This is a genomic window from Kitasatospora sp. NPDC001547, assembly GCF_042894165.1.
Taxonomy (GTDB): Bacteria; Actinomycetota; Actinomycetes; order Streptomycetales; family Streptomycetaceae; genus Kitasatospora.
Genome location: NZ_JBIAVL010000001.1, coordinates 93,788 through 114,728 on the forward strand (window position 1 = coordinate 93,788; position 20,941 = coordinate 114,728).

General features: G+C 72.8%; 16 protein-coding genes and 1 pseudogene. 5 read left to right on the forward strand and 12 right to left on the reverse strand.

The features are described 5' to 3' along the window. Window positions 1–42 precede the first annotated feature (42 nt). Both ACFY0X_RS00445 and ACFY0X_RS00450 read right to left on the reverse strand, forming a co-directional pair. On the reverse strand, window positions 43–3,381 hold the full coding sequence (locus ACFY0X_RS00445) for an ALF repeat-containing protein (protein ID WP_387748037.1): 3,339 nt from the start codon (window positions 3,379–3,381) through the stop codon (window positions 43–45). An 18-nt stretch (window positions 3,382–3,399) separates the two neighbouring features. Then, window positions 3,400–3,663 (reverse strand): annotated as a pseudogene (locus ACFY0X_RS00450) (ALF repeat-containing protein); the annotation flags it as partial. Between the two features lie 331 nt (window positions 3,664–3,994). Between ACFY0X_RS00450 and ACFY0X_RS00455 the strand changes: the two are divergent. Together ACFY0X_RS00455 and ACFY0X_RS00460 are read left to right on the forward strand one after the other, a co-directional pair. Next, a complete protein-coding gene (locus tag ACFY0X_RS00455; protein WP_387747171.1) occupies window positions 3,995–4,516 on the forward strand; it encodes a hypothetical protein in 522 nt (173 codons plus the stop codon). A gap of 277 nt (window positions 4,517–4,793) precedes the next feature. Next, window positions 4,794–6,380: a trypsin-like serine protease gene (locus ACFY0X_RS00460; RefSeq protein ID WP_387747174.1), complete on the forward strand. Its 1,587-nt coding sequence runs from the start codon at window positions 4,794–4,796 to the stop codon at window positions 6,378–6,380. A gap of 92 nt (window positions 6,381–6,472) precedes the next feature. Here the strand turns inward: ACFY0X_RS00460 and ACFY0X_RS00465 are convergent, their stop codons facing one another. The 6 genes from ACFY0X_RS00465 to ACFY0X_RS00490 all read right to left on the reverse strand — a co-directional run bounded on the left by ACFY0X_RS00465 (window position 6,473) and on the right by ACFY0X_RS00490 (window position 11,944). Continuing rightward, on the reverse strand, window positions 6,473–7,801 hold the full coding sequence (locus ACFY0X_RS00465; protein ID WP_387748039.1) for an MFS transporter: 1,329 nt from the start codon (window positions 7,799–7,801) through the stop codon (window positions 6,473–6,475). Between the two features lie 164 nt (window positions 7,802–7,965). Next, window positions 7,966–8,796, reverse strand: coding sequence for a glycerophosphodiester phosphodiesterase (locus ACFY0X_RS00470; RefSeq protein ID WP_387747177.1), 831 nt, complete (start codon window positions 8,794–8,796; stop codon window positions 7,966–7,968). 199 nt (window positions 8,797–8,995) lie between these two features. Beyond that, window positions 8,996–9,400 carry a hypothetical protein gene (locus ACFY0X_RS00475; protein ID WP_387747180.1) on the reverse strand — a complete coding sequence of 135 codons (405 nt, stop codon included), beginning with the start codon at window positions 9,398–9,400 and terminating at the stop codon, window positions 8,996–8,998. Then, a complete protein-coding gene (locus ACFY0X_RS00480; protein WP_387747183.1) occupies window positions 9,397–9,891 on the reverse strand; it encodes a protease inhibitor I42 family protein in 495 nt (164 codons plus the stop codon). Before ACFY0X_RS00480 ends, ACFY0X_RS00475 begins: the two co-directional genes overlap by 4 nt. 5 nt (window positions 9,892–9,896) lie before the next feature. Then, window positions 9,897–11,474: a peptidoglycan-binding protein gene (locus ACFY0X_RS00485; RefSeq protein ID WP_387747186.1), complete on the reverse strand. Its 1,578-nt coding sequence runs from the start codon at window positions 11,472–11,474 to the stop codon at window positions 9,897–9,899. A gap of 137 nt (window positions 11,475–11,611) precedes the next feature. Further along, on the reverse strand, window positions 11,612–11,944 hold the full coding sequence (locus tag ACFY0X_RS00490) for a hypothetical protein (protein WP_387747188.1): 333 nt from the start codon (window positions 11,942–11,944) through the stop codon (window positions 11,612–11,614). A 377-nt stretch (window positions 11,945–12,321) separates the two neighbouring features. Here ACFY0X_RS00490 and ACFY0X_RS00495 point away from each other — a divergent pair, with 377 nt between their 5' ends. Beyond that, entirely contained in the window at window positions 12,322–13,599 is a 1,278-nt protein-coding gene (locus ACFY0X_RS00495; protein WP_387747190.1) for an FAD-dependent monooxygenase, read from the forward strand. 80 nt (window positions 13,600–13,679) lie between these two features. Here ACFY0X_RS00495 and ACFY0X_RS00500 read toward each other — a convergent pair whose 3' ends face one another. Then, a complete protein-coding gene (locus ACFY0X_RS00500; RefSeq protein ID WP_387747192.1) occupies window positions 13,680–14,588 on the reverse strand; it encodes a UTP--glucose-1-phosphate uridylyltransferase in 909 nt (302 codons plus the stop codon). A gap of 242 nt (window positions 14,589–14,830) precedes the next feature. Between ACFY0X_RS00500 and ACFY0X_RS00505 the strand changes: the two genes are divergently transcribed. Continuing rightward, window positions 14,831–15,142: a hypothetical protein gene (locus ACFY0X_RS00505; RefSeq protein WP_387747194.1), complete on the forward strand. Its 312-nt coding sequence runs from the start codon at window positions 14,831–14,833 to the stop codon at window positions 15,140–15,142. 57 nt (window positions 15,143–15,199) lie between these two features. Here the strand turns inward: ACFY0X_RS00505 and ACFY0X_RS00510 are convergent, their stop codons facing one another. The 3 genes from ACFY0X_RS00510 to ACFY0X_RS00520 all read right to left on the reverse strand — a co-directional run bounded on the left by ACFY0X_RS00510 (window position 15,200) and on the right by ACFY0X_RS00520 (window position 19,193). After that, the gene (locus ACFY0X_RS00510; RefSeq protein ID WP_387747196.1) at window positions 15,200–17,107 is read right to left on the reverse strand and encodes a penicillin-binding transpeptidase domain-containing protein; all 1,908 of its coding nucleotides are present in this window, start codon (window positions 17,105–17,107) and stop codon (window positions 15,200–15,202) included. Between the two features lie 195 nt (window positions 17,108–17,302). Continuing rightward, window positions 17,303–17,809 carry a carboxymuconolactone decarboxylase family protein gene (locus ACFY0X_RS00515; protein ID WP_387747198.1) on the reverse strand — a complete coding sequence of 169 codons (507 nt, stop codon included), beginning with the start codon at window positions 17,807–17,809 and terminating at the stop codon, window positions 17,303–17,305. 145 nt (window positions 17,810–17,954) lie between these two features. Continuing rightward, complete coding sequence (locus ACFY0X_RS00520) at window positions 17,955–19,193, reverse strand: cytochrome P450 (protein ID WP_387747200.1); 1,239 nt, start codon at window positions 19,191–19,193, stop codon at window positions 17,955–17,957. A 610-nt stretch (window positions 19,194–19,803) separates the two neighbouring features. On the opposite strand from ACFY0X_RS00520, the gene ACFY0X_RS00525 reads away from it, so the two are divergent. Further along, complete coding sequence (locus ACFY0X_RS00525) at window positions 19,804–20,925, forward strand: hypothetical protein (protein ID WP_387747202.1); 1,122 nt, start codon at window positions 19,804–19,806, stop codon at window positions 20,923–20,925. Window positions 20,926–20,941 lie beyond the last annotated feature (16 nt).

Genomic DNA, 20,941 nt, shown 5'->3' on the forward strand with positions numbered 1-20,941 from the left:
GGGGAAGGCCCCGCAGGACGGTACTCGAACCGGATCGAGCGATCAACCAGTGGTGGAGTCGATGTGCCCGGTCATGCTCCCCTGGACGGTGAAGTCGCGGGCGTACCCCTGACTCGGTGCCATGGCCAGCATTTTCACGTCGACCGGGATGCCGTACACGTCGATCGGCGGCTTGTCCATGTCGAAGTTGTATTCCTTCTTCAGGTCGTACCGGTAGTCCCCGGAGAGCCGCACCTTGCCCGGGCTGACGACCGTTGCCGTCACCTCTCCGCTGACGCGGTACTGGACGGAGTGCAGCGCGAAGATGTGGTCCTTGGAACCGGGCCACTTGTAGGTGAATCCGAGCCAGTTGGAGTCCAGCTTCACCGAGCACGTGGTGCCGACCCCGCCGGTGCACTTCTCCGCCGCGGACTGCGCGTACTTGGCGGCCCTCTCGTTGAGGTCGTTCTGCATGGTCGGGTTGTTGTACAGGTCCCGCATCTGGTCGGCCGAGAAGTTGAACGGCTTGCCGGACTTCTTCTCCCAGTACCGGAACAGCTCGCAGGACATCGACCCGGCGTGGCAGGCCCAGAGCTCGGCGCCGCCGACGATGGTGAGCATCGGGTCCGGCTGCCCCTGGCTGCCGAGGTTGCGGAAGAACTTCTCCCAGCTGCTCGGCTCGTGGAACGGCGGGTGCTTCTTCGGGTCGTCCTGGTCGCTGATGTAGTCGTGGCCGTCCTGGTCGCCGACGGTGACCGAGCCCGGCGGGGGCGGTGTCGACGGCGACTGGTTCTGCTGGGCGGCGCGGGCACGCTCCTCGGCGGCGATCTTGTCCACCGCGCTGCGCATCGCGTCGGTGCCGGCCTGCGCCGCCTCCTGGGCGCTCCGGCCTGCGGCCAGCGCCGAGTTCCGGGCCTGGGCAGCGGAGCCGTAGGCCGAGTTCGCGTACGCGGCCGCCTTCGATGCGGAGTAGGACGCCCAGGCCGCAGACTTGGTCGCGGCGGAGGCATCGGCACGGGCCGACTTCTCGGCGGTTCTGGCCTGTTGCGCGGACATCGCGGCCTGCTGGGCCGACTTGTCCGCCTGGTCCGAGGACTGGCGAGCCTGGTCCGCGTAGCCCTTGGCCTCGTCGGCGGACTGGCGGGCCTGAGCGGCGTACTGCGCGGCCTCCTGGGAGGCGCCCTGGGCCGTCAGCGCCGCCGCGGTCGCGGTCGCAGCCGTCTCCTGGGCGGTGGCGGCGGTGTTCGACGCGTCGGCCACGATTCGCCGGATGTCGGCGGCATGGAGGGCGCTCTGCTGGTCCTGTTCGGCGGCCCGGTACTGGGCCACGGCGACGAAGTTGCGCAGCTGTGTGGGCGGTCCGGCCAGGGCGACCTGGGCGGAGGCGGTCAACTGGGGGCCGCCCGCCGTGAGCAGCGAGAGCGCCGTCACCCGGTCGTCCTCCTCCCGGGCCCGGTACTGCTCGGTGTCGAGGAACTGGTGGAAGGCTGCGGGCGTATTGGTGTCGATGGCCCTGCTGCCGGCTTCCTTGACCGCTCGGCCGCCCTGGCTGATGATCCGCAGGATCTCGACCCGGTTGTCCTCGGCCATGGCCGTGTCCTGGCCCCCGTTGAGGAAGGTCTGGACATCCTGCGTGGACCCGTTCAGCGCGGTGAAGGCCGCGGTGCGCAGGCGCGGGTTGGTGGACTCGGAGAGGTGGGCGACGCGGGACATGTCGTCGTGCTCGGAGGCGAGAGCTCGGCGCTGCTTCAGCCACTCCAGCACGTCACTGTCGGAACCGGTGAGCGCGTCCTTGGCGGCCTGGCTGGTCCAGGGGCCGCCGGTGGAGAAGAGGTTGGCGGCAGCCTGACGGCCCATTCGCGCGGCGGCGGTCGGGTCGGTGCCCGGGGCCACGGCGTCGGACAGCAGTTGCTTGGTCTCGGTGTCGACCCGCACTGCCTCTGCCCGGTCCTCGCGGTCCTTGGCCTGCTGCTCGTCGTACTGCTTCTTCAGCTCCTGAGCCTGCTGGATCCGCTTGTCCTTCTCCGCCGCCAGCTGGGCGGCTTCCGCGGCGCGCGCGGTCTCCTCGACTTGGCGGGCCGTGGCCGCGGCCTTGGACGCGGTGTTGGCCGCGGCCACGGCGGCCTGGGCGTGGAGAGTGGCCTGGCTGGCGTCACCGGCCGCCTGACCGGCGTGCGCCGCGGCCTCCTCTGCCGCCTGAGCAGCGTTGTTGGCGTGGGTGGCAGCGTCATTCGCCGCCGTCTTGGCCTCCTGGGCGGCGATGGCCGCACGCCCGGCCAGGGTCTCGGCGGAGCTGGCGGCCCTGCTCGCGGTGGCGGCGGCCGCGCGGGCCTTGGCCGCCGCGCCCTTCGCCCGCTCGGCCTGGGCGCCGGCCGCCTGCGAATAACCGCCGGCCTGGGCGGCGGCATCAGCGGCCGCGGCCGCATTCGACCCGGCGCTGGCGGCGGACTTGGCCGCGTCCACCGCGTTGTTCACCGCGGTGAGCGCGTGGTCGACGGATTCCGCGGCACGCTGCGCGTTCGCGGCGGCATCTCGCGCGACCTTGGCAGCAGCGGATGCGTTGGCTGCCTGACCGGCGTCCCCAGCGGCCGCGGTGGCCGCCTGGTAGGCCCGGGACGCCGCGTTGCCGGCTGCGGTCGCGGCCGACGCGGCGGCGGAGGCGGCGCTGGCCGCCACCCGGGTCGCCGAGTGGGCCGCATTGGCGGCCTCGATCGCGGTGGCCGCCGCCTGGGCGGCCTGGTTCGTGGCATCCGCGGCCCGGCCGGCGGCTTCGCTGGCCTGCTGCGCGGAGTCCTTGGCCGCGGCAGTCTCCTGCGCGGCGCGCTCGGCAGCGGCCTTGGCCTGCTGCGCGGCGACGACGGCGCGGGCCGAGGCCTGCTTCGCGGCCTCGGTCTCCTGGAGGGCCTGCTGACCGGCGGTGCGCGCCTCCTCCGCGAGCTGGGAGACCGTCATCTTCTCCTGGTCGCGGGCCCGAGCCACGTGCTGGCCGTTGCGCAGGAACTCCTTCACCTCCACCGGCCCGTTCTTGAGCGCCTGCTGGGCGGCGTCGCGGACCTGGGGGCCGCCGACGGCGATCAGCCGCAGGGTGTCGACCCGGTCGTCCTCCTCCTGGGCCTTCGCTCGACCGCTGTCCAGGAACGCCTGGAACGCCTCGAGGGAGCCGTCCTTGAGGGCGGCCTGCGCCGCGTCGCGCGCGCCGCGTTCGTCCAGACTGATGGAGGTCAGCACGGCGACCCGGAGGTCCTCCTTCCACGGCCCTTCATAGCCCGTGGTGAGGAAGGTGTGCAGTTCCTCGGGCGTGCCGCTGAGCGCCTTGCCGGCTGCCTCGCGTACCCCTCGGCCGCTGGTGTTGATCAGTTGCAGTGCGGCGACCCGGTCGTCCTCCGCTTGGACGGATTTCAACTTGCCGTCCAGAAAGGCTTTTACGTCCTGATCGGACCCCAACAGAGCGTTCTGAGCGGCCGCCTTGGTAGCACGGCCGCCACTGAGCCACGCCGTGAACACCTTCTCCCGGTCGCTCGGTGCGGTCGGCGCATCTGATGTGGCCTCCGCGGGCAGAGCCGCCGCGGAACCGCCCGTTATTCCCATCAGTAGTGACACGGCACACAGCCCTGCTATGGCTGTCCGTGTCCGCCACGGATTGCGCAGGCCATTTCCTGAGCTTCCGCTCCCCTTAATCCCCATGTCCCCTCGATGAAGTCGCCGTTCACCGCCCGGAGCGGACTGCTTCGGGGGTGCAGCCTGGCGCGATGATGCGCACGATCCGCGACCATACAGAGCGAGTGGCACATAAATCGACCCTCAACCTCAGGGCGAAAAGTTTCGGACAGGCTGGCTTGAACTCGCTATAGCGGCAAATCGGGCGTACCGCCATTGATATCAGCAAAGGCAACTCACTCCGTGTCCGAAGGTGCGTAACTACCGGGCTGACACGGTGATATGAATGACCTGCTCCAGAAGCAGTCGAGCTGCGAACCGGCGTCGACTTCCGAAAAACTTCGAATGAGGGGATCCCATGCGCATGCGACACCGTCCTGTTATCGTCGGCGCCCTGGCTGCCGCGACGGTGCTCATCGGCATTTCCAGCGTGGCCGCGGCGGGCACTGCCGGAGGCGCCGCGGTGACCACGGCCAGTACTGACACTCCGCCTCCGGCCGTCGAGGACTTCATCCACCCGGGTGCGGAGCAGATCCTCAAGGACCGTAATTTGGTGCTGAAGCGTGGCGACGGGCACATCCTGCTCGCGGACTGCGTCGACGGGCAGAACCTGATCGAAGTGTGGGCGCGCGGCCGGGACGAGCGGGTCTGCTTCAAGGTCACCGGAACGGGCGGATTCCTTGAGCTTGAGCTGCCCAAGGTGGTCGGTATCCGGGGCAACGACTACACGACCAAGGCGACTGCGGTGGTCAAGGGGACGGAAAAGACCTTCGACATCGCGAAGAACGGGCCCGGCGAGTACATCTGGACGCCGATCGGCGAGGCCTCGGACCCGGACCAGAACGACCACATGCTGCTGCGTCTGGTCGCCCACCGCTGACCGGCCGATTCGTCCGACAGTGGTCGACTGTGGCTTTGCAGGAAGTCAAGTGAAATTGCGAAAGCCTTCGTCCCGCCCAGGGGCGGCGGGCCTGCTGGTCGTGGTGGCCGTGACCGTCGGCATGCTGAGCACCCATTCGCAAGACCGTGGCGTCTGCCCCGGCGGTGTCGTACGGGTCAAGGCCGCCACGGCTGTGACCGCTGGCTGATTCAACCCCGCACCGCGTCCCGCCGGTTCGGCGGGGCACCACCTTCTCGTATCCCAGGGGGAATTCCCGATGTCCCGCAAGTCCCAGCCCCGCCTCCGGCGGGCCGGCGTGCTGCTCGCGGCCGCTGCCGCGAGCACGCTGAGCAGCTTCGCCCCGGCCGGTGCCGTGGTCGGCGACCCGGCCGCCGACGGTTCCTACGCCTTCACCGCGAGCCTGGTGATCGGTGACCACCTGCGCGGCTGCACGGGCGCGCTGGTAGACCGCTACTGGGCGCTCACCGCCGCGTCCTGCTTCGCGGACGACCCGGCGCAGCCGCAGGCCCTGGCGGCCGGTGCGCCGAAGTGGGCGACCACCGTCACCGTCGGGGCCAAGTCGGCCCAGGTGGCCGAGCTGGTGCCGCGTCAGGACCGCGACTTGGTGCTGGCCCGTCTCACCAGGGCCGTGGACGGCGTCGCCCCGCTGCCGCTGGCGGCCACCGCGCCGGCCGCCGGGCAGAGCCTGCGCGTTCCCGGTGTCGGCCGGACGAAGGACGAGTGGGCGCCGCTGATGGTCCACTCCGGCGTGTTCGGCCTCGATTCGGTGAACCCGACGGGCATCGGCATCACGGGCACGAACGGTGCGGCGATCTGCAAGGGTGACACCGGTGCCCCGGCTATCCGGGAGGTCAACGGCCGGGCCGAGTTGGTGGCCGTCGCCTCGCGCTCCTGGCAGGGCGGCTGCCTGGGCACCCCGGTCACCGAGACCCGCACCGGCGCCTACAGCTCCCGCGTCGACGACCTCGGGGGCTGGGTGCGGCAGGTCAAGGCGTCCCGTGCGGCCAGCGAACTGCTCGCGGTCGGCGGGGACACCAAGGTCTGGGCGAACGAGGGCTCGTACACCACGGACGTGTGGGGCACCTTCGAGTCCGTGTCGAACGGCAGCGGCATCCGGCAGATCAGCGCCGTCACGATGGGCGACAAGATCCGCCTCTTCGGGATCGGCTCCGACCAGCGCATCTGGACGGCCACCAAGGACACCGCCACCAACGCCTGGAGCCCCTTCGAGCCGGTGCCGGACAACAGCGGCATCCAGCAGGTGACCGCCGTCGCCATGGGCGACAAGGTCCGGCTGTTCGCCATCGGTGGCGACGGCCGGATCTACACCGCGGCGGGCGACTACGCGGCTGGTACCTGGTCCCCGTTCGAGGCCCTGCCCAGCAGCGGCATCAAGCAGGTGACCGCCACCACCGTCGGCAACACCGTGCGGCTGTTCGCGATCGGCGGCAACGACGAGATCTGGACCACCACCGGCGACTACACCGCCGGGACGTGGACCACCTTCGAGCGCATCCCCAGCAGCGCCATCCGGCACATCGCGGCCACCACGGTCGGCACCACCGTGCGGCTGTTCGCCGTCGGCGGCGACGCCGCGATCTGGACCACCGACAGCACCGACAACGGCCCCTGGACCACCTTCGACAAGGTCCCCGACGCCGGCGGTGTCAAGCAGGTGGCCACCACCACCATCGGCGACACCATCCGCCTGTTCGCCATCGGCTCCGACGACCGGATCTGGACCGCCGACAAGAAGGCCGACGGCAGCTGGACCACCTTCCACCTCGTCGACAGCAGCAGCATCCAGGGCATCGCCGCCACCGCGGCCCCCACCGACGGCTGACGGAACGGCAGGCCGTTTCCACGCCGAGGGCCCGGCCGCTCCCCGACGGATCGGGGAGCGGCCGGGCCCTGGTCGTCCGAGCCGGGGGGACGTCAGAGGCGCTCGGGGACCGGGTTGCCGACGGCCTCGATGGCCCGGCGGACCGGGACCTTGAGCAGGACGGCGAAGCCGATGACGAAGAAGACCAGCAGCGAGATGATCGCCGAGCGGTAGCTACCGGTGAGCTGGTAGGCGACGCCGAAGACGAGCGGGCCCATCCAGCTGGTGCCGCGGTCGCTGACCTTGTAGAAGCTGAAGTACTCGGCCTCCCGGCCGGGTGGGATGAGGTGGGAGAACAGGGAGCGGGAGAGCGCCTGGCTGCCGCCGAGGACCAGGCCGATCATGCAGGCCAGGGCGTAGAACCAGGCGGGCTGGTGGGCGGGCATGAAGTAGCCGAGGGCGACGGTGACGACCCAGCCGACCAGGGAGCCGAGGATCGTCCGCTTGGCGCCGTACCGGTGGGCTATCCGGCCGAGCAGCAGCGCGCCGCCGATCGCCACCACCTGGACCAGGAGCACGGCGGTGACCAACGAGGTCTGGTCCATGCCGAGTTCCTCGCTGCCGTAGAGCGAGGCCTGGGAGACGACGGTCTGGATGCCGTCGTTGTAGCAGAGGAAGGCGGCGAGGTAGAGCAGGGTGAGCGGGTGCTTGCGCATGCCGCGCAGGGTGCGGGCGAGTTCGCGCAGGCTGCCGCCGGCGGGCTCGCCGTCCCCGGGGGCGGTCGGGCCCTCGGCGGCGCGGCTGGGGGCGACCCCGGCCCGGGAGGGCAGTCGCAGCATCGGGACGACGGTGAACAGCGCCCACCACAGACCGGCCGAGGCGAGGCAGATCCGGACGGCGGTGCCGGAGTCCAGGCCGAAGGCGTCGTGGCCCTGGAACAGCACCAGGTTGGCGATCAGCAGCAGTCCGCCGCCCGCGTAGCCGTAGGCCCAGCCCGTGGAGGAGACCTTGTCGCGCTCGTCGGGGGAGGCCAGGCCGGGCAGGTAGGCGTAGGAGAGCGCGACCGAGGTCGCGTACGAGATGTTGGCGACCACCAGCAGCGCGCCGCCGAGCAGGTAGCGGTCGCCGTCGAGGAGGAACATCCCCATCGTGGCGAGCGAACCGACGTACGCGAAGCCGCACATCAGCTCCTTGTGTCGCCCGGTGCGGTCGGCGACGGTGCCGGTCAGCAGCATAACCGCGACCGAGAGCAGCACGGAGAAGGAGACCGTGTACGGGAAGAACGATCCCGCGCGGATCGACAGGCCGAGCGGGTGCACGTTGCCGGCCGCGTCGGCGGCCTCCTTGGCGACGGTGGTCAGGTACGGGCCGAGGAACACCGTCAGGACGGTGGCCGAGAAGGCGGCGTTCGCCCAGTCGTTGACGTACCAGCCGAACTGCATCCGCCGCAGGGCGCGGGCGTCGTCGGCGGAGGAGGCGGAGGAGGCGGGGGAAACAGGGGAGGCGGAGGGACCGGAGGCGGCGGAGGAGGCGGAGGTGGCCGGGTCGGCGGCCGTGGGGTCGGTCGGTGGGTCGTCCGGCAGGTGCGTCGCCGAGTTCGTGGAGCTCATGGGGTTCCCATCACCGTGCTGGAGCCCGTGCTGCCGTCCGTCCAGCAGCCGCGCTCGCCGAGGACGTCCCGCAGGACGTCGATGCGATCGGCCATGATGCCATCCACACCCAGGTCGAGGAGAGCCCTGATCCGTGTGGGATCGTCCACAGTCCAGACGTGCACCTGGAGGCCGAGCCGGTGGGCGGTTCGGACGAAGGCCCGGTCGACGACCCGGACGCCCCGGTGCCGCTCCGGCACCTGCGCGCACAGCCCGGTGAAGGGCGCTCCCGGGCGCCGGGACTGCGGACCGAGCGCGGACGACGGCAGGAACGGTTCGGCCAGCGAGCGCAGCCGTAGCCGGGCCACCTCACGCGGGCCCAGCGAGGTAGCCAGCCGGGGCCCGGCGGCGGCCCGGACGGCGGCCAGCCGGGTGTCGGAGAAGCCGCCGACGCAGACCCGGTCCCAGGAGCCGGTCCGGCGGATCGCCTCGACCAGCGGCGCGACGGCCGGCGCGGCCTTGACGTCGATGTTGAAGCGGGCCCCGGGGAACGCGCCGAGCAGGTCCTCCAGCAGCGGCACCGGCTCGGTCCCGCCGATCCGCGCCCGCCTGACGTCCTCCCAGGGCAGCTCCGAGACGGCGCCGGTGCGGTCGGTGACCCGGTCGAGGCGCGAGTCGTGGAAGGCCACCAGCACGCCGTCGGACGTCGCGTGCACGTCCGTCTCCAGGTAGCGGTAGCCGAGCGCGACGGCGGCCTCGAAGGCGGCGAGCGAGTTCTCGGGGCGCCCGAGGTCACCGCCCCGGTGTGCGAAGGCGAGCGGCCCGGGGTGGTCGAGGAAGGGGTGCATGTGCTGCTCCGAGCTGCGGGGAGGGGACCCGGCGGGCCCGCGAGGCCGGGATCCGTGGGCGTACCAGCGCGTTACAGTATTACGTACCCTGTCAAGCAGTAACGATCACCCGGCCCCGGGCCCCGGCTCCCGGCGTCCGCGCCCCAGTTCCGGCGCGCGGCCCCCGCGCCCCACCCCCCCGGTGCACAGCACCCGCCGCTCAGCCGCCCGCCGCCGCGCGGGCGTCCCGGCGCATGCCGAGGATCTCCGCGACGGCCTCCAGCCAGCGCGCGAGCAACTGGTCGCCGTCGACGGTGGTGACGGTGGTGGCCGCCGAGCCCAGCCAGTCGCGGGCGAGCCGGGCCGGCTCCGCCCCGGGCAGCGGTTCGGCGAGGTCCGCGGCGTAGCGGGCGCCGCCGCTGCGCACCACCTCGGCGAGGAAGGTGAGCGACCGGGGGAGCACCCCCAGCCGGTCGGCGGCCAGGGCGGCCGCGACGGCGCCCTCGCCGAACAGCGCGGCCCGGTGCGGCCCGGCGAAGGCCAGGCCGTAGCGGAGCATGGCGGACACGTCGAGCCGGAGCAGCTCGTCGTCGCCCTTGGGGCGGAAGCGGTCGTCGGGGCTCATCGGACCGTCACCGTGTAGGTGTTGCGCACGACCAGTTTCCTGTTCTCTTCGCCGGTGGTGGGGAGGTTGCAGTAACCGCGGAAGCAGTTGAGGAGGGTGACGGCGGTGGTCCCGCCGCCCTTGGCCTCGAAGGTGTAGAAGCGGGTGCCGCCGACGCCGTCCGAGGTCTTCGACTCCTTCGGGAGGTCGAGCTGCTCGTCGGCCAGGGCCGCGACCGCGGCGTCCGGTTTCGGGTCCGCGACGCTCCAGCGGTCGCCGGCCGAGGAGTTGTCCCGGACGGCGACCGTGAAGCGCTCGCCGACGGCGAGGGTCACCGAGCGCTCCTCCGGGCCGAGCAGCCGGCCGCGGCCCGATCCGCTCGATCCGCTCGACCCGCCCGATCCGGCCGGCCCGTCCTGTCCGCAGGCCGTCAGCCCGACCGTCAGCCCGGCGGCGAGGACGGCCGCCAGCGCCGCCTTCCGCACCGGCCTCCTGGTGAACACCCTTGCCATCCCGGTCACTTCGGCATGTGGACGGCGTAGGCGGTGGGCAGCCGGTTGTCCGAGGCCCCGCCCATGCGGCCGTTGACGAAGTCGTCCTCGCTGACCCAGGTGGTGGTGCCCCACGGGTTGTAGATCTGCAGCATGTTGCCCTCCTGGCCGACGATCATCATGGCGTGGCCCGACCGCTTGCCGTCCTTGTCGTAGCCCTCCACCCCGACCGGCACCGGCTTGCCGTCGGCGACCGACTTCTCGATGTCCGGCAGCAGCTCGCGCCGGGAGTCGGCGTCCGGCATCTTCTTGTAGTCGAACTCGGCGCCGGTGTGCGGGCTGACCTCGTGCTCCAGCACCCTTTCCTTGCCGTCCGGCCCCATGCCGTCCCAGTTGTCGCCGCCGTCGCCCTCCTGGTGCACCCGGTGCTGCTCGGCGAGCAGTCGCCGCTGGAACGCCGCCGGGTCGTCCTCCTGGCCGGTCGGGCCGCCGGTCAGGTCCAGCGCGTAGAGCGGGTCGACCATCGCCCGGGCGGTGACGGTGGAGGAGGCGACGCAGGTGCCCTCGGTGTTCGCCTGCTGCCAGCGGGCGCCGTCGAAGGTCACCTCGTCCGTGTTCCGGTTGGAGCCGTCGTCGTTGGTCCCGCCGCTGGTGGTGTCGTCGTCCTCGGTGTGGACGGGCGTCAGGTGGGTCCGGAGCCACTCCGGGTCCTTGCCGTGGATCTTGCCCTGGAAGGTGCGGATCTCGTCCATGTTGTGACCGGCCGCCAGCGCCTTCATCAGATAGGCGCGCTCCTGCGGCGACTTGGAGTCGGCGAGCAGCTTCTCGAAGTCCGCCCGGTCCTTCTCGTTCATCTTGTCCAGGTACTCGCCGGACCGCTTCATGTCGTTGGCGGTCAGCAGCTCGTTAAGCTCGGTCGGACCGTCCGGACCGGAGGTCTCGGCCAGCACGATCTTGTCGGCGGCGGTGACCGCGTTGGTCTTCATCTTGCCCGCGCGGGCCTCGGAGGCCAGCTTGTTCAGGTCGCGGGCCGCGGCCCGGGCGGCCTCGTCGGCGTGCTTGGCGGCGGCCAGCATCGACTCGACGTACGGGGCGGCGGCCTGCTGGGCCTTCTTGCGCTCCGCCTCCTCGTCGTCGTACTCGACCATGTCGTCGAACCAGCCGTCCTCGCCGCCCAGCGAGCTCAGCACCTGCTGGAGCCCGGAGCGCGCGGCGCCGTCCTGGCTCTGGGCGGTGCGCAGCGCGTCCGCGAGGTGGAGCAGGGCTATCCCGCCGTTGTGGAGCGCGGTGGTCTGCTGGTCGACGGCCCGGGCGGCGGCGGCCACCACCTCGGCGGCCTTCGCGCCCGTCGAACCGGTCCAGACGTCCGGCAGCCCGGAGGTGGACACCGCCAGGACGTCCTGGTGGAGCTGGTTGGAGTCGGCGGCCGCGGTCTTGTAGCGGTTGCCGGTGGCCTCGATGGTGCCCACGTCCCCGACCGGGGCGTGCACCGCGAGGGCGCCCTTGATCGCGGAGATCAGGCCGTTCTTGCTGTCCGCCCCGCGGACGTCCTTCAGCCGTTCGCTCAGCGCCTTGCAGCGCTGGGTGGTGGATTCCCCTGCCATGGCGGCTCGTTCGCCCCCCCTGTTTCCTTGCCCGTGGTGTGGTTCCTGCTGGTGCTGCTCGTTCTCACCGCTGCCCGTCGGCCGCTGCCGGCGGCCCGTCGGCCGTCCGTCGGCCGTCCGTCCGTCGGACGCCCGGCTCAGCCGAAGGGCCGGTACTCGCCGCTGCCCGCGGCCGCGAGGTCCTTCACCACGGTGCCGTCGGCCGACTGGTAACCGGCCGAGGAGCTCCGTACCTTCCCCGCCAGCTCGCTCAGCGCGCTCTTGATCGTCGCGCTCTCCGCCTGCCAGGCGCTGCTGAAGTTCTGGTACGCCGGGTCGACGTCCTCACCTCCGAACACGTCCGCGGTGTAGCACATCGGGTCGCTGATCGCCGTCCCGATCCTGCCCTCGTCGCCGGACGCCTTGTCCAGCGCCTTCGCCTGACCCTCGGCCCCGCCGGCCTGGATCGCGTACCCCGACCCCTGCGCCATGGTTCACCTCTCGTGCGTCCCCCGAGCCGTCCGCGCGACGGCGTCCGAGCACCATACGGGCCCTCCGGTGCCCGGGCAATTCGTATCGCGCCTGGTCGCAGCGGTGTTGCCGATTCATGACACACCGTCCACCATCCGGTGACCACCGCCGCCGGCGCCCCGTTCACGGCCCGCCCACGCCCCGTCCACGCCCCGTCCACGGCCGGTGCGGCGCCGAGCGACGGCTGCCGCCGGCGCCGCGCCGGCCCGGCGAGGGCACCGTCCTGTCAGCGCGGTGCCGGTGACCTGTCAGCGGTGACAGCGCCCTGTCCACCACCTGCAAGTGGCCCGTCCCAGGCTGGAGTCGAAACGAGGCAGACGACCCATGGGAGGTCACCATGTCGAACAGCACCCGGCCGGACTCCGACCCGCGCACCACCTCGGTCCTGGTCTCCGGCGCCGGGATCGCCGGCACCGCGCTCGCCTACTGGCTGAACCGCTACGGCTTCCACGTCACCGTCGTGGAGCGGGCCCCCTCGCTGCGCGGCGGCGGGCAGGCGGTGGACATCCGCGGCACCGCCCTGACGGTGGTCGAGCGGATGGGGCTGCTGGAGGAGGTCCGGGCCCGCCGGACCGGGCTGCTCGGGATGTCCGTGGTCGACGCGGACGGCCGAGAGCTGAACCGCAGCACCGAGTGGACGGCCAGCGGCGGGCCGATCGAGGGCCCGGACGTGGAGATCCTGCGCGACGAACTCGCCGAGCTGATCGTCGGAGCGGAGAAGACCGCCGAGGGCACCGGGGCCGCCGGGGCCGTCGGAGCAGCCGGAGCAGCCGTAACCGCGGGGAGCGCCGGGCCCGGCGTCGAGTACCGCTTCGACGACGCGATCGAGACCCTGGTGCAGCACCCGGAGGGCGTCGAGGTGCGGTTCCGCAGCGGCACCGAGCGCCCCTTCGACCTGGTCGTCGGCGCCGACGGCCTGCACTCGAACACCCGCCGCCTCGTCTTCGGCCCCGAGGCGGACTACCTGCACCCCATCGGCACCTACCTCGCCGGCTGGAGCGCGCCCAACCACCTCGGCCTCGACCGCTGGGAGGTCGCCTTCCGGGACAGCGCCGACCCGAACTGGTTCTGCATGGCGATGACCGTCCGCGAGAACAGCGAGCTGCGCGTCTTCGTCGGCTTCCACAGCGACGAGCCGCTCGACGACATGCTCCCGCGCGAGCCCGCCCGGCAGCGCGCGCTGGTCGCCGAGCGGTCCGCCCACGCCCGCTGGGAGGTGCCGCGCTTCCTCCGGGCGATGGAGGAGCCCGGGGCGTCCTTCCACTACGACGTCATCGCCCAGATCCGGATGGACCGCTGGTCCAAGAACCGCGTCGTCCTGCTCGGCGACGCCGGCTACTGCTGCTCCCCGGCCACCGGCCAGGGCACCAGCGTGGCCCTGACCGCCGCCTACGTCCTGGCGGGCGAACTGCACGCGGCCGACGGCGACCACCGCACGGCCTTCCCCGCCTACGAGCGGCGGCTGCGCGACCACGTGGCCGCGAACCAGGCGATCCTGGAGGTGACCGGGGACCGGAAGGCCCGGTCCGAGATGGTCACGAACCTCGGACTGGTCGACCCGAGGCTGGAGGCGCTCCACCAGGCGGCCCTCGCCTTCGACCTGCCGGACTACTGACCGGCCGGGCCGACGGGCCGTGCCCGGTCGTCGGGTACGGCCCGTCGGCCCGCCCGTCGGGCACGGCCCGTCCCGCGCCCCTACCGGGCGACGGGCGGGGAGAGCTCCGCGGCCAGCCGGCGCAGCTCGGGGCCGTACTCGGGATTGGCGAGCGCGGCGGCGAACTGGGCGCGCAGGTAGGCGGCGGGGTTGCCGGTGTCGTACCAGGTGCCGTCGATGACCTGCCCGTAGACCGCGCGCCGGGCCGCGTAGGCGTTGATGGCGTCGGTCAGGTACACCTCGTCCTCGGGCTTCTCGGCCCATCGGAGGGTCAGCTCGCGCAGCTCGTCGACGATGCCGGGGGTGATGACGTAGCCGCCGATCGCGGCGTAGGAGGAGGGCGCGTCGTCCGGCTTCGGCTTCTCGACCAGGCCGGTGATCCGCAGCGAGCCGCCGCCGAGGTCCTCCTTCACCACCGGCACGCCGTAGCGGTAGGAGTCCTCAGGCGCCATCGGCATCAGCGCGAGCACCGGCGCGTTGGTCTGCTCGTACGCCCGGATCAGCTGCTGCGCGCGGGGGACCTCGGCCACGAAGACGTCGTCGGGCCAGAGCACCAGGCAGGGCTCGTCGCCGAAGTGGCGGGCGGCGTTGAGCACCGGGGTGCCGTTGCCGTACGGGCCGTGCTGGTAGAGGTAGCTGATGTGGCCCTTGCGGGACAGTTCGCCGACCTCCTCGACCGCCGCCGCGAACGCCGTCTTGCCGTCCCGGCGCAGCTGCTCGACCAGGACGGGGTTGGGGCGGAAGTGCTCCTGGATCAGGCCCTTGTCGCCGTTCACGACGATGGTGATGTCGGTGATGCCGCTCTCGACCAGCTCCCGCACGGTGTGCTCGATCACCGGCTTGTCACCGACGGGCAGCATCTCCTTGGGGGTCGCCTTGGTCAGCGGCAGGAGGCGGGAGCCGAGCCCGGCGGCGGGGATGACGGCTCGGCGGATCGTCCTGGGGGCCATGTGACGCCCTCTCGTTTCGTCGGTGCTGCTGCTGCGCCGTGGTGACGCGGCGTTACGGTGCCGACGCTATCAAGGCCCGACCTGTCGTTAAGTGGACGGTCGGCGTACGGAAGTTGGCCCCCCGGCAGCCGTCCGGCGGTGCCGTGGGCGGGGAGGAGCGAGCCGCCGGACCGGGCCCTTTTTGCTCCCGGCTCGTTGCCCACGGTGTCAGACCACCAGAGGACGACCACCGGAGGTTCCCCATGACGGACGAGCCGGAGATGCCGAACGAGCCCGAGGCGAAGGACGGGCCCGAAGCGCCGGACGGCGCCGAGCCGGACTGGCCCGAGCTGCCGCCGTACCGCAGCTACTCCTGGGAGGACGAGGAGGGAGCCGTCCACATCACCCTCTACCCCGGCGAGGAGGAGGCCGACGAGGAGCGCAAGGCCGCGTTCCGGGCGAGGGGCGCCCGGATGCTGGCCGACCTGATCACCGACCGGGAGGCGGAGCACACCCCGCCGTACCCCGGCCTGCCGAACCTCCGCCTGATCCGCGGCGGGGGCGGATCCTCCTGAACACCCGGCGGCCGCACGGCCGGCGCGCGGCCGCCGCACGGCCGTACGGCCGCCCGCTCAGCCCTTGCCGCCTGCCTTCAGCACCTGGGCCGCGGCCACGCCCGCCGCGCTGAAGCCGTGCCCGCCGCCCTCGACCTCGGCGGCGACGGCGAGGTCCCCGCAGTAGGCGATGAACCAGCTGTTGTTGTTCTGCCCGCCGGCCTCGACGGTGCCGGTCTTGGCGCCGATCTGGCCGGACAGGCCGGCCATCGGGGTGCGGGCGGTGCCCTGGGTGGCGGTCCTGGCCATCATGGCGCGCAGGTCCCGGGCGACGTCGGCCGGGAGCCTGCCGGGCGCCGTCGCCCGCTTGGCGTCCTCGCGCAGCACGGGCTGGCGGAACGTTCCGCTCTGCACGGTGGCGGCGACCGACGCCATCAGCAGCGAGTTGACCTGGATCTGGCCCTGGCCGATGTACTGGGCCGCGGCCTCGTCCTTGTTCCCGGGCGCCGGGATGGTGCCGTCCCGGCTCGGGATGCCGATGTGCCACTCCAGGCCGAGGCCGAACTGCTCACGGGCCACCTTGCCGAGGGCGCCGGGCTGGAGCTTCTCCAGGCCCTTGTCGATGAAGCCGGTGTTGCAGGAGTGGGAGAAGTCGTCGGCGAGGGTGTAGTCCGGGAAGTCGCCGCGCTCGTCGTTGTGCCAGGCGCGCGGGGAGTAGGTGGTGTCCTTGCAGGGCACCACGGTGTCCGGGGTCACCCCGGCCTCCAGCAGGGCGGCCGAGGTGATCACCTTCATCGTCGAGCCGGGCGCCTGACCGCCGGCGACCGCCCGGTTGAAGCCGCCCTGCGGGGCGCTCGCGATCGCCAGGATGTTGCCGGTGCTCGGCTGGACGGCCACCAGCGAGGCCGGATTGCCGTTCGCCGACTGCTGTTTGACCGCGTCCTCGGCGACCTGCTGGAGGTCGGCGTCCAGGGTGAGCCTGACCTGCGGGGCGCTCGACGGCGTCAGCACGAACAGCTGCTCCGGCTCGCCGCCGGTCCCGCCGGCGTTCGAGAGCACCACGGCCCGACCGGTGGCGACGGCGGCGCCGTCCGGCGGGGCGATCTGGGGGAGGACGGCGCGCAGTGACGGGAAGGCGTCCAGCGGCCGGCCCTTGCGGTCGGTGGGCTTGGACACCGGGTTGGGCAGCGCCCTCACCCCGATGGTCGTCCCGGTGGTGAGCCTGGGGTGGACCACGGAAGGCCGCCAGCGCACCACCGGCCGCCCGTCCTGGGACCGGACGAAGCTCAGCACGCTGTCGTACTCCCAGGCGTCCGGGGTGCCCTCGAACTCCGCCTTCACCCGGAACCCGAGGGCCGGCTCGCTCGGGGTGTCGGTCTGCGCCCGGCCCGTCCCGGTCAGGGCGAGCGAGCGGGCACCCACCTGCTGCTGGAACGACGTCAGCGCGGCGCGGGCGCTCTCCGGGCGGTCCGTCAGACCGGCGGCGGCCGTGACGTCACCGCGGCTCCAGGCCGCCAGGAACTCCCTGGCCGCCGACTCGGCCTGCTCGGCGGTCGGCGGGACCTGCGGGGCCTGCGCCGCGGCGCTGGAGCCCTGGCCGCCGCCGGAGGGGCCGTTGTTCGTCACGGCGTTCATCACGTTGTAGGCGCCGTAGCCGCCGACCGCCAGCAGGGCGGTGAAGACCCCGCCGACCGCCACCAGCACGATCCGGCGCCTGGCCGAACCGCGCGGGGCGCCGTCGCCGTCGCCGTCGCCGTCCCCGTCCTCGGCGTAGGCGTCACGGGCGTCGTACGGGCCGTCGTCGTCAGCGAGCTCGTCGTATCCCTGGTAGGCCCCGTGGCCGTCCGGCCCGTGGAACCCGTCGTCGTGCACGTGGTCCTCGCCGTGCCAGTGATCGTCTTCGTGCCAGTGGTCCTCGTCGTGCCGGCCGTCCTCGTCGTGCCGGCCGTCCTGGTCGTGCCGGTCGTTCCTACGCTCCCCGGACATGGTTCCGTCCCCCCTGCGATCCCGTGTGTGCTGCGGGCACGCCCCCTCCGGCATGTCGGCCCGCCGGCCCGATGACCGGACGAAGGTCCGTTCGGGCGCGGATCAGCCTATGCCGGACCACCGGACCGGTCGACGGCGGGACGGCCCGCCCGGCGCTCGGCCGGGCGGGCTACCGGGGCCGGGCCCCGGGGCCGGTCAGGCCCAGGGGTCGGTGAAGGAGCGGCCCGGGACGGGCTTGGCGACCAGGGCGATGGCGGTGAAGAAGTTGACCTGGCCGATGGCGAGCATGAGCGTGGTCAACGCCTTGTCGTCGTAGTACCCGGCGACCTCGGCGTACAGCGCGTCCGACACCCGCTCACCGTGGGGGTTGGGCTGGAGGACGGCCTCGACCAGGGCGAGCGCGGCGCGCTCGGGGGCGGTGAACCAGGGGGAGTCCTGCCAGCCGGCCACCGAGGCGATCCGCTCCTCCGACTCGCCGGCCTTGCGCAGGAAGCCGGTGTGCAGGACGGTCAGGTAGGTGCTGCCGGCGATCTGGCCGGCCCGCAGCTGGATCAGGCTGATGGTGCTGCGGGGGACCGAGTGGTTGCCGGTCGCCTTGAACAGGGCGGCCGAGACCTCGGAGATCTCGGGGACGAGCTCCACCGGGTCCTGGGCCATGCGCGGGCGCAGCGGGATCTCGGCGGTGATCGGGCGGGCGTTCATCGTGGCGTTCCTCTTCTCGCGGGTGAACCGTGCGGTCACCGGTCCGACGGATCGCGGCGCGGATGTGTGACAGCCGGAGCCCGTTTTCCTCGAATTGCGTCGAACGCCGTCCGACGCTATTCGACGCCGCCCCCGGGGCCCTGCCTCAGCCCAGTACCGCCGGCGTCGGCCCGTCCGGCCGCACGGTGATGCTGTACGCCGCCCCCGCGGGCCGCGACCGGAACGCCAACCGCCCCATCGGCAGCAGGAGTTCCAGCAGTGCCGTGGTCTCGCGCAGTGCGAACTGGGTGCCCAGGCAGGCGCGGGCGCCGAGGCCGAACGGGAAGTAGGCGCCGAGCTGCCCCGGGCGGTCCGCGCCGGGGGCGAAGCGGGCGGGGTCGAAGCGTTCCGGGTCGGGCCACAGCGCCGGGTCGCGGTGGGTGAGGTACGGGCAGACCAGCACGTCCGTCCCGGCGGCGATGCGGTGCCCGGCGACGACGTCGTCCTCGACGGCGTGCCGGGGGAGCAGCCACGCGGAGGGGTAGAGCCGCAGCGTCTCGCTCACCAGGGCCTGCGGATCGGCCGTCCGGGCCCCGGGGTGGCGGTCCAGCAGCAGGAAGAGCCAGGTGAGCGTGGTGGCGGTGGTCTCGTGGCCGGCGACGAGCAGGGTGACCAGCTCGTCGCGGATCAGCCGGTCGGTGTACTCGGGGTACTGCTCGCCCGCCTCGATCAGCGTCCGCAGCACGCCGGGCTCCTCGGTCGGCCCGGCCGAGCGTGCCGCGTCGATCGCCGCGTGGGCCACCGCGTCGATCCGGGCGAGGTCCCCGGCGACGGCGTCCCGGGCGTCCGCCGCGTTGGTCGGCAGCGTCGGCATCGCGGCCACCACCCGTTCCACCGCGCGGAGTTCGCGATCCGTCCGGTCGTCCAGCGGCAGCCCGGTGAGCGCCCGCCAGACGGTGTCCAGGGCGAAGCCGCGCATCTCCTCGCCGACGTCGAAGGTCTCCCCGGTGCGCCGGTACCCCTCCCAGCGGTCGGCGGTCCGACGGGCCGCCGCGGCGATCCGCCGCTCGTAGCGGCGCATCCCGGTGCCGGTGAACTGCGACTGCAGCAAACGGCGTTGACGCTTCCAGGCGTCTCCGGCGGCGGACAGCACACCGTCCCCGACGAGCATCCGGGCGCGGTGCGAGCGCTTGACGTACCGGTCCGGGTGGCGGCCCAGGACGTGCTGCACCGCGGCCGGGTCGGTGACCAGGACGGTCGGCGTCGGGCCGAGCCGGAAGGCGGCGACGCCGCCGACGCCGCGCTGCGCGCGGGCCAGCAGGTCGACGAGCTCGGCCTCCTCGGCCCGCCACTGCTCGACGACCTCGGCGGCCAGCTCCGGTACCGGGCGGGTGTCCGTGCTCACGGTTCGGGGTCCTTCCGTTCTGCTGACGGTTCGTCCGTTCCGGGACGACTGTAGGCCCTGACCGTCCGGGGGTTGCACCGAATGGGTGGCGGGCCCGGCCGGGGGCAGCGCGGCGGCCCGCCCGGCCGTACGCGCACGGATACCGTGCGGCGGGGGCGACCGGCCCCCTGTTCGCTGCGCGGATGGGAGAACGCATGCCCGGGACCCGACACTTCGGAGGCGGCAGGACCAGCCGCGCGGCCCGGTGGCTGGCGGCCGCCCTGCTCGTCCCGGCCCTGGCGGCCTGCGGTGGCGGCGGCGACTCAGGCTCGACCGGCGCCAACCAGACCGGGCAGAACGACCGGAACGGCGGTTCGGGCCGGCCGGACGACCAGCGGACCAAGGAGGAGGCGGACCAGGGCGGGTTCCGCAACGCCGGCCAGCCCTCGGCGAGCGTCCAGGGCACCGACAACACCGCCCTGATCAGCCTCTCCTTCCCGTCGAAGACCAGCTTCGAGGCCGTCATCAGCAAGGTCGCCGACTGCGGCAGTACGGTGTACGCCACCCCGGCCGAGCGAACGGTCCGGGTGACCGACGGCAGGACCGAGCCGGCCGAGTTCACCCTCCCGCAGTGGAAGCCGAAGACGACGGCCCGGACCATCTGCCTCACGGTGTCGGCGGACGACTCCACCAAGCGGATCCAGGGCGATGGCTCGGTGCAGATCATCAGCCCGGACGAAGGGGCCACCACCGACGACAGCGGGACCCCGGACGACGGCGGAACACCGGACGACGGCGGGAGCCCCACCGGCGAGTCGACCCCGTACGGCGGCGGCGCCACCGGCGACGGGAGCACCCCCTGAGCCCTGCCGAGGAGGACCCCGCGGGCGAGCCCCGGCAGCCGGAGGCGCGCTCCTGGACCGACTGGATCACCAAGCTCGCCTCCTGGGTCGCCCCGACCACCCTCCTCACCGCGCTGCTCTTCTTCTTCGGCTACGCCTACACCAGCTCGCTCTACGCCTACTTCGGCATCGACGCCGGCACGATCGGCTTCGCCACCCAGGACCTGCTGCTCCGCAGTTCCCCCGCGCTCTACGTCCCGGCCGGGGTCGCCCTGTGCGGGGCCCTGGTCGGCGCGCTGGTCTACCACCTCGCGACCAGGGCGGCCGGCGGCGGCGGGGGCGGCGCCCGGACGGTGCGGTGGATCTGCCTGGCCGTGATCGCGCTGGTCGTACCGCTGCTGCTGCTCGGCTTCCTGGCCGGCTTCGAGGTGTTCGACGCCGGGACGACGGGCACCCCGCTGCTGATCGGCGGCGCGCTGCTGCTCGGGGTCCTGGCCCGGACGATGTACGTGCGCAGCACCGGCGCGCCGTACCCGCTGGCCGGGGAGCGCGCGGCGTTGGGCATCAGCGTGGCGATCATCGTGCTCTGCTCGTACTGGGCGGTCGGCGGCTACGCCCAGCAGAAGGGCACGGCCGACGCCGAGCAGCTCGCCCACCACCTCTACCGGCGTCCGGCGGTCGTCCTGGACACCGCGGAGCGCCTCCACCTGGGCTGGTCCGGGGTTCGGGAGACCGCGCTGTCCGACGTGGAGCCGGGCGCGCGGTTCCGCTACCGCTACGAGGGCCTGCGGCTGCTCGCCCACGCCGGCGGGCGGATGTTCCTCGTCCCGCGCGACTGGACGTGGGAGACGGGCAACGGGCTGATCGTCCCGTTCGACGCCACCGTCCGGGTCGCCTTCCACCCCGGCTGAGGCCCGGCGGCGCCCC

Coding starts and splice junctions, on each gene's coding strand:
- ACFY0X_RS00455 (WP_387747171.1), top strand. CDS start 3,995: ATGCGCATGCGACACCGTCCTGTTATCGTCGGCGCCCTGGCTGCCGCG.
- ACFY0X_RS00475 (WP_387747180.1), bottom strand. CDS start 9,400: ATGAGCCCCGACGACCGCTTCCGCCCCAAGGGCGACGACGAGCTGCTC.
- ACFY0X_RS00505 (WP_387747194.1), top strand. CDS start 14,831: ATGACGGACGAGCCGGAGATGCCGAACGAGCCCGAGGCGAAGGACGGG.
- ACFY0X_RS00480 (WP_387747183.1), bottom strand. CDS start 9,891: ATGGCAAGGGTGTTCACCAGGAGGCCGGTGCGGAAGGCGGCGCTGGCG.
- ACFY0X_RS00460 (WP_387747174.1), top strand. CDS start 4,794: ATGTCCCGCAAGTCCCAGCCCCGCCTCCGGCGGGCCGGCGTGCTGCTC.
- ACFY0X_RS00495 (WP_387747190.1), top strand. CDS start 12,322: ATGTCGAACAGCACCCGGCCGGACTCCGACCCGCGCACCACCTCGGTC.
- ACFY0X_RS00465 (WP_387748039.1), bottom strand. CDS start 7,801: ATGCAGTTCGGCTGGTACGTCAACGACTGGGCGAACGCCGCCTTCTCG.
- ACFY0X_RS00510 (WP_387747196.1), bottom strand. CDS start 17,107: ATGTCCGGGGAGCGTAGGAACGACCGGCACGACCAGGACGGCCGGCAC.
- ACFY0X_RS00515 (WP_387747198.1), bottom strand. CDS start 17,809: ATGAACGCCCGCCCGATCACCGCCGAGATCCCGCTGCGCCCGCGCATG.
- ACFY0X_RS00485 (WP_387747186.1), bottom strand. CDS start 11,474: ATGGCAGGGGAATCCACCACCCAGCGCTGCAAGGCGCTGAGCGAACGG.
- ACFY0X_RS00490 (WP_387747188.1), bottom strand. CDS start 11,944: ATGGCGCAGGGGTCGGGGTACGCGATCCAGGCCGGCGGGGCCGAGGGT.
- ACFY0X_RS00500 (WP_387747192.1), bottom strand. CDS start 14,588: ATGGCCCCCAGGACGATCCGCCGAGCCGTCATCCCCGCCGCCGGGCTC.
- ACFY0X_RS00470 (WP_387747177.1), bottom strand. CDS start 8,796: ATGCACCCCTTCCTCGACCACCCCGGGCCGCTCGCCTTCGCACACCGG.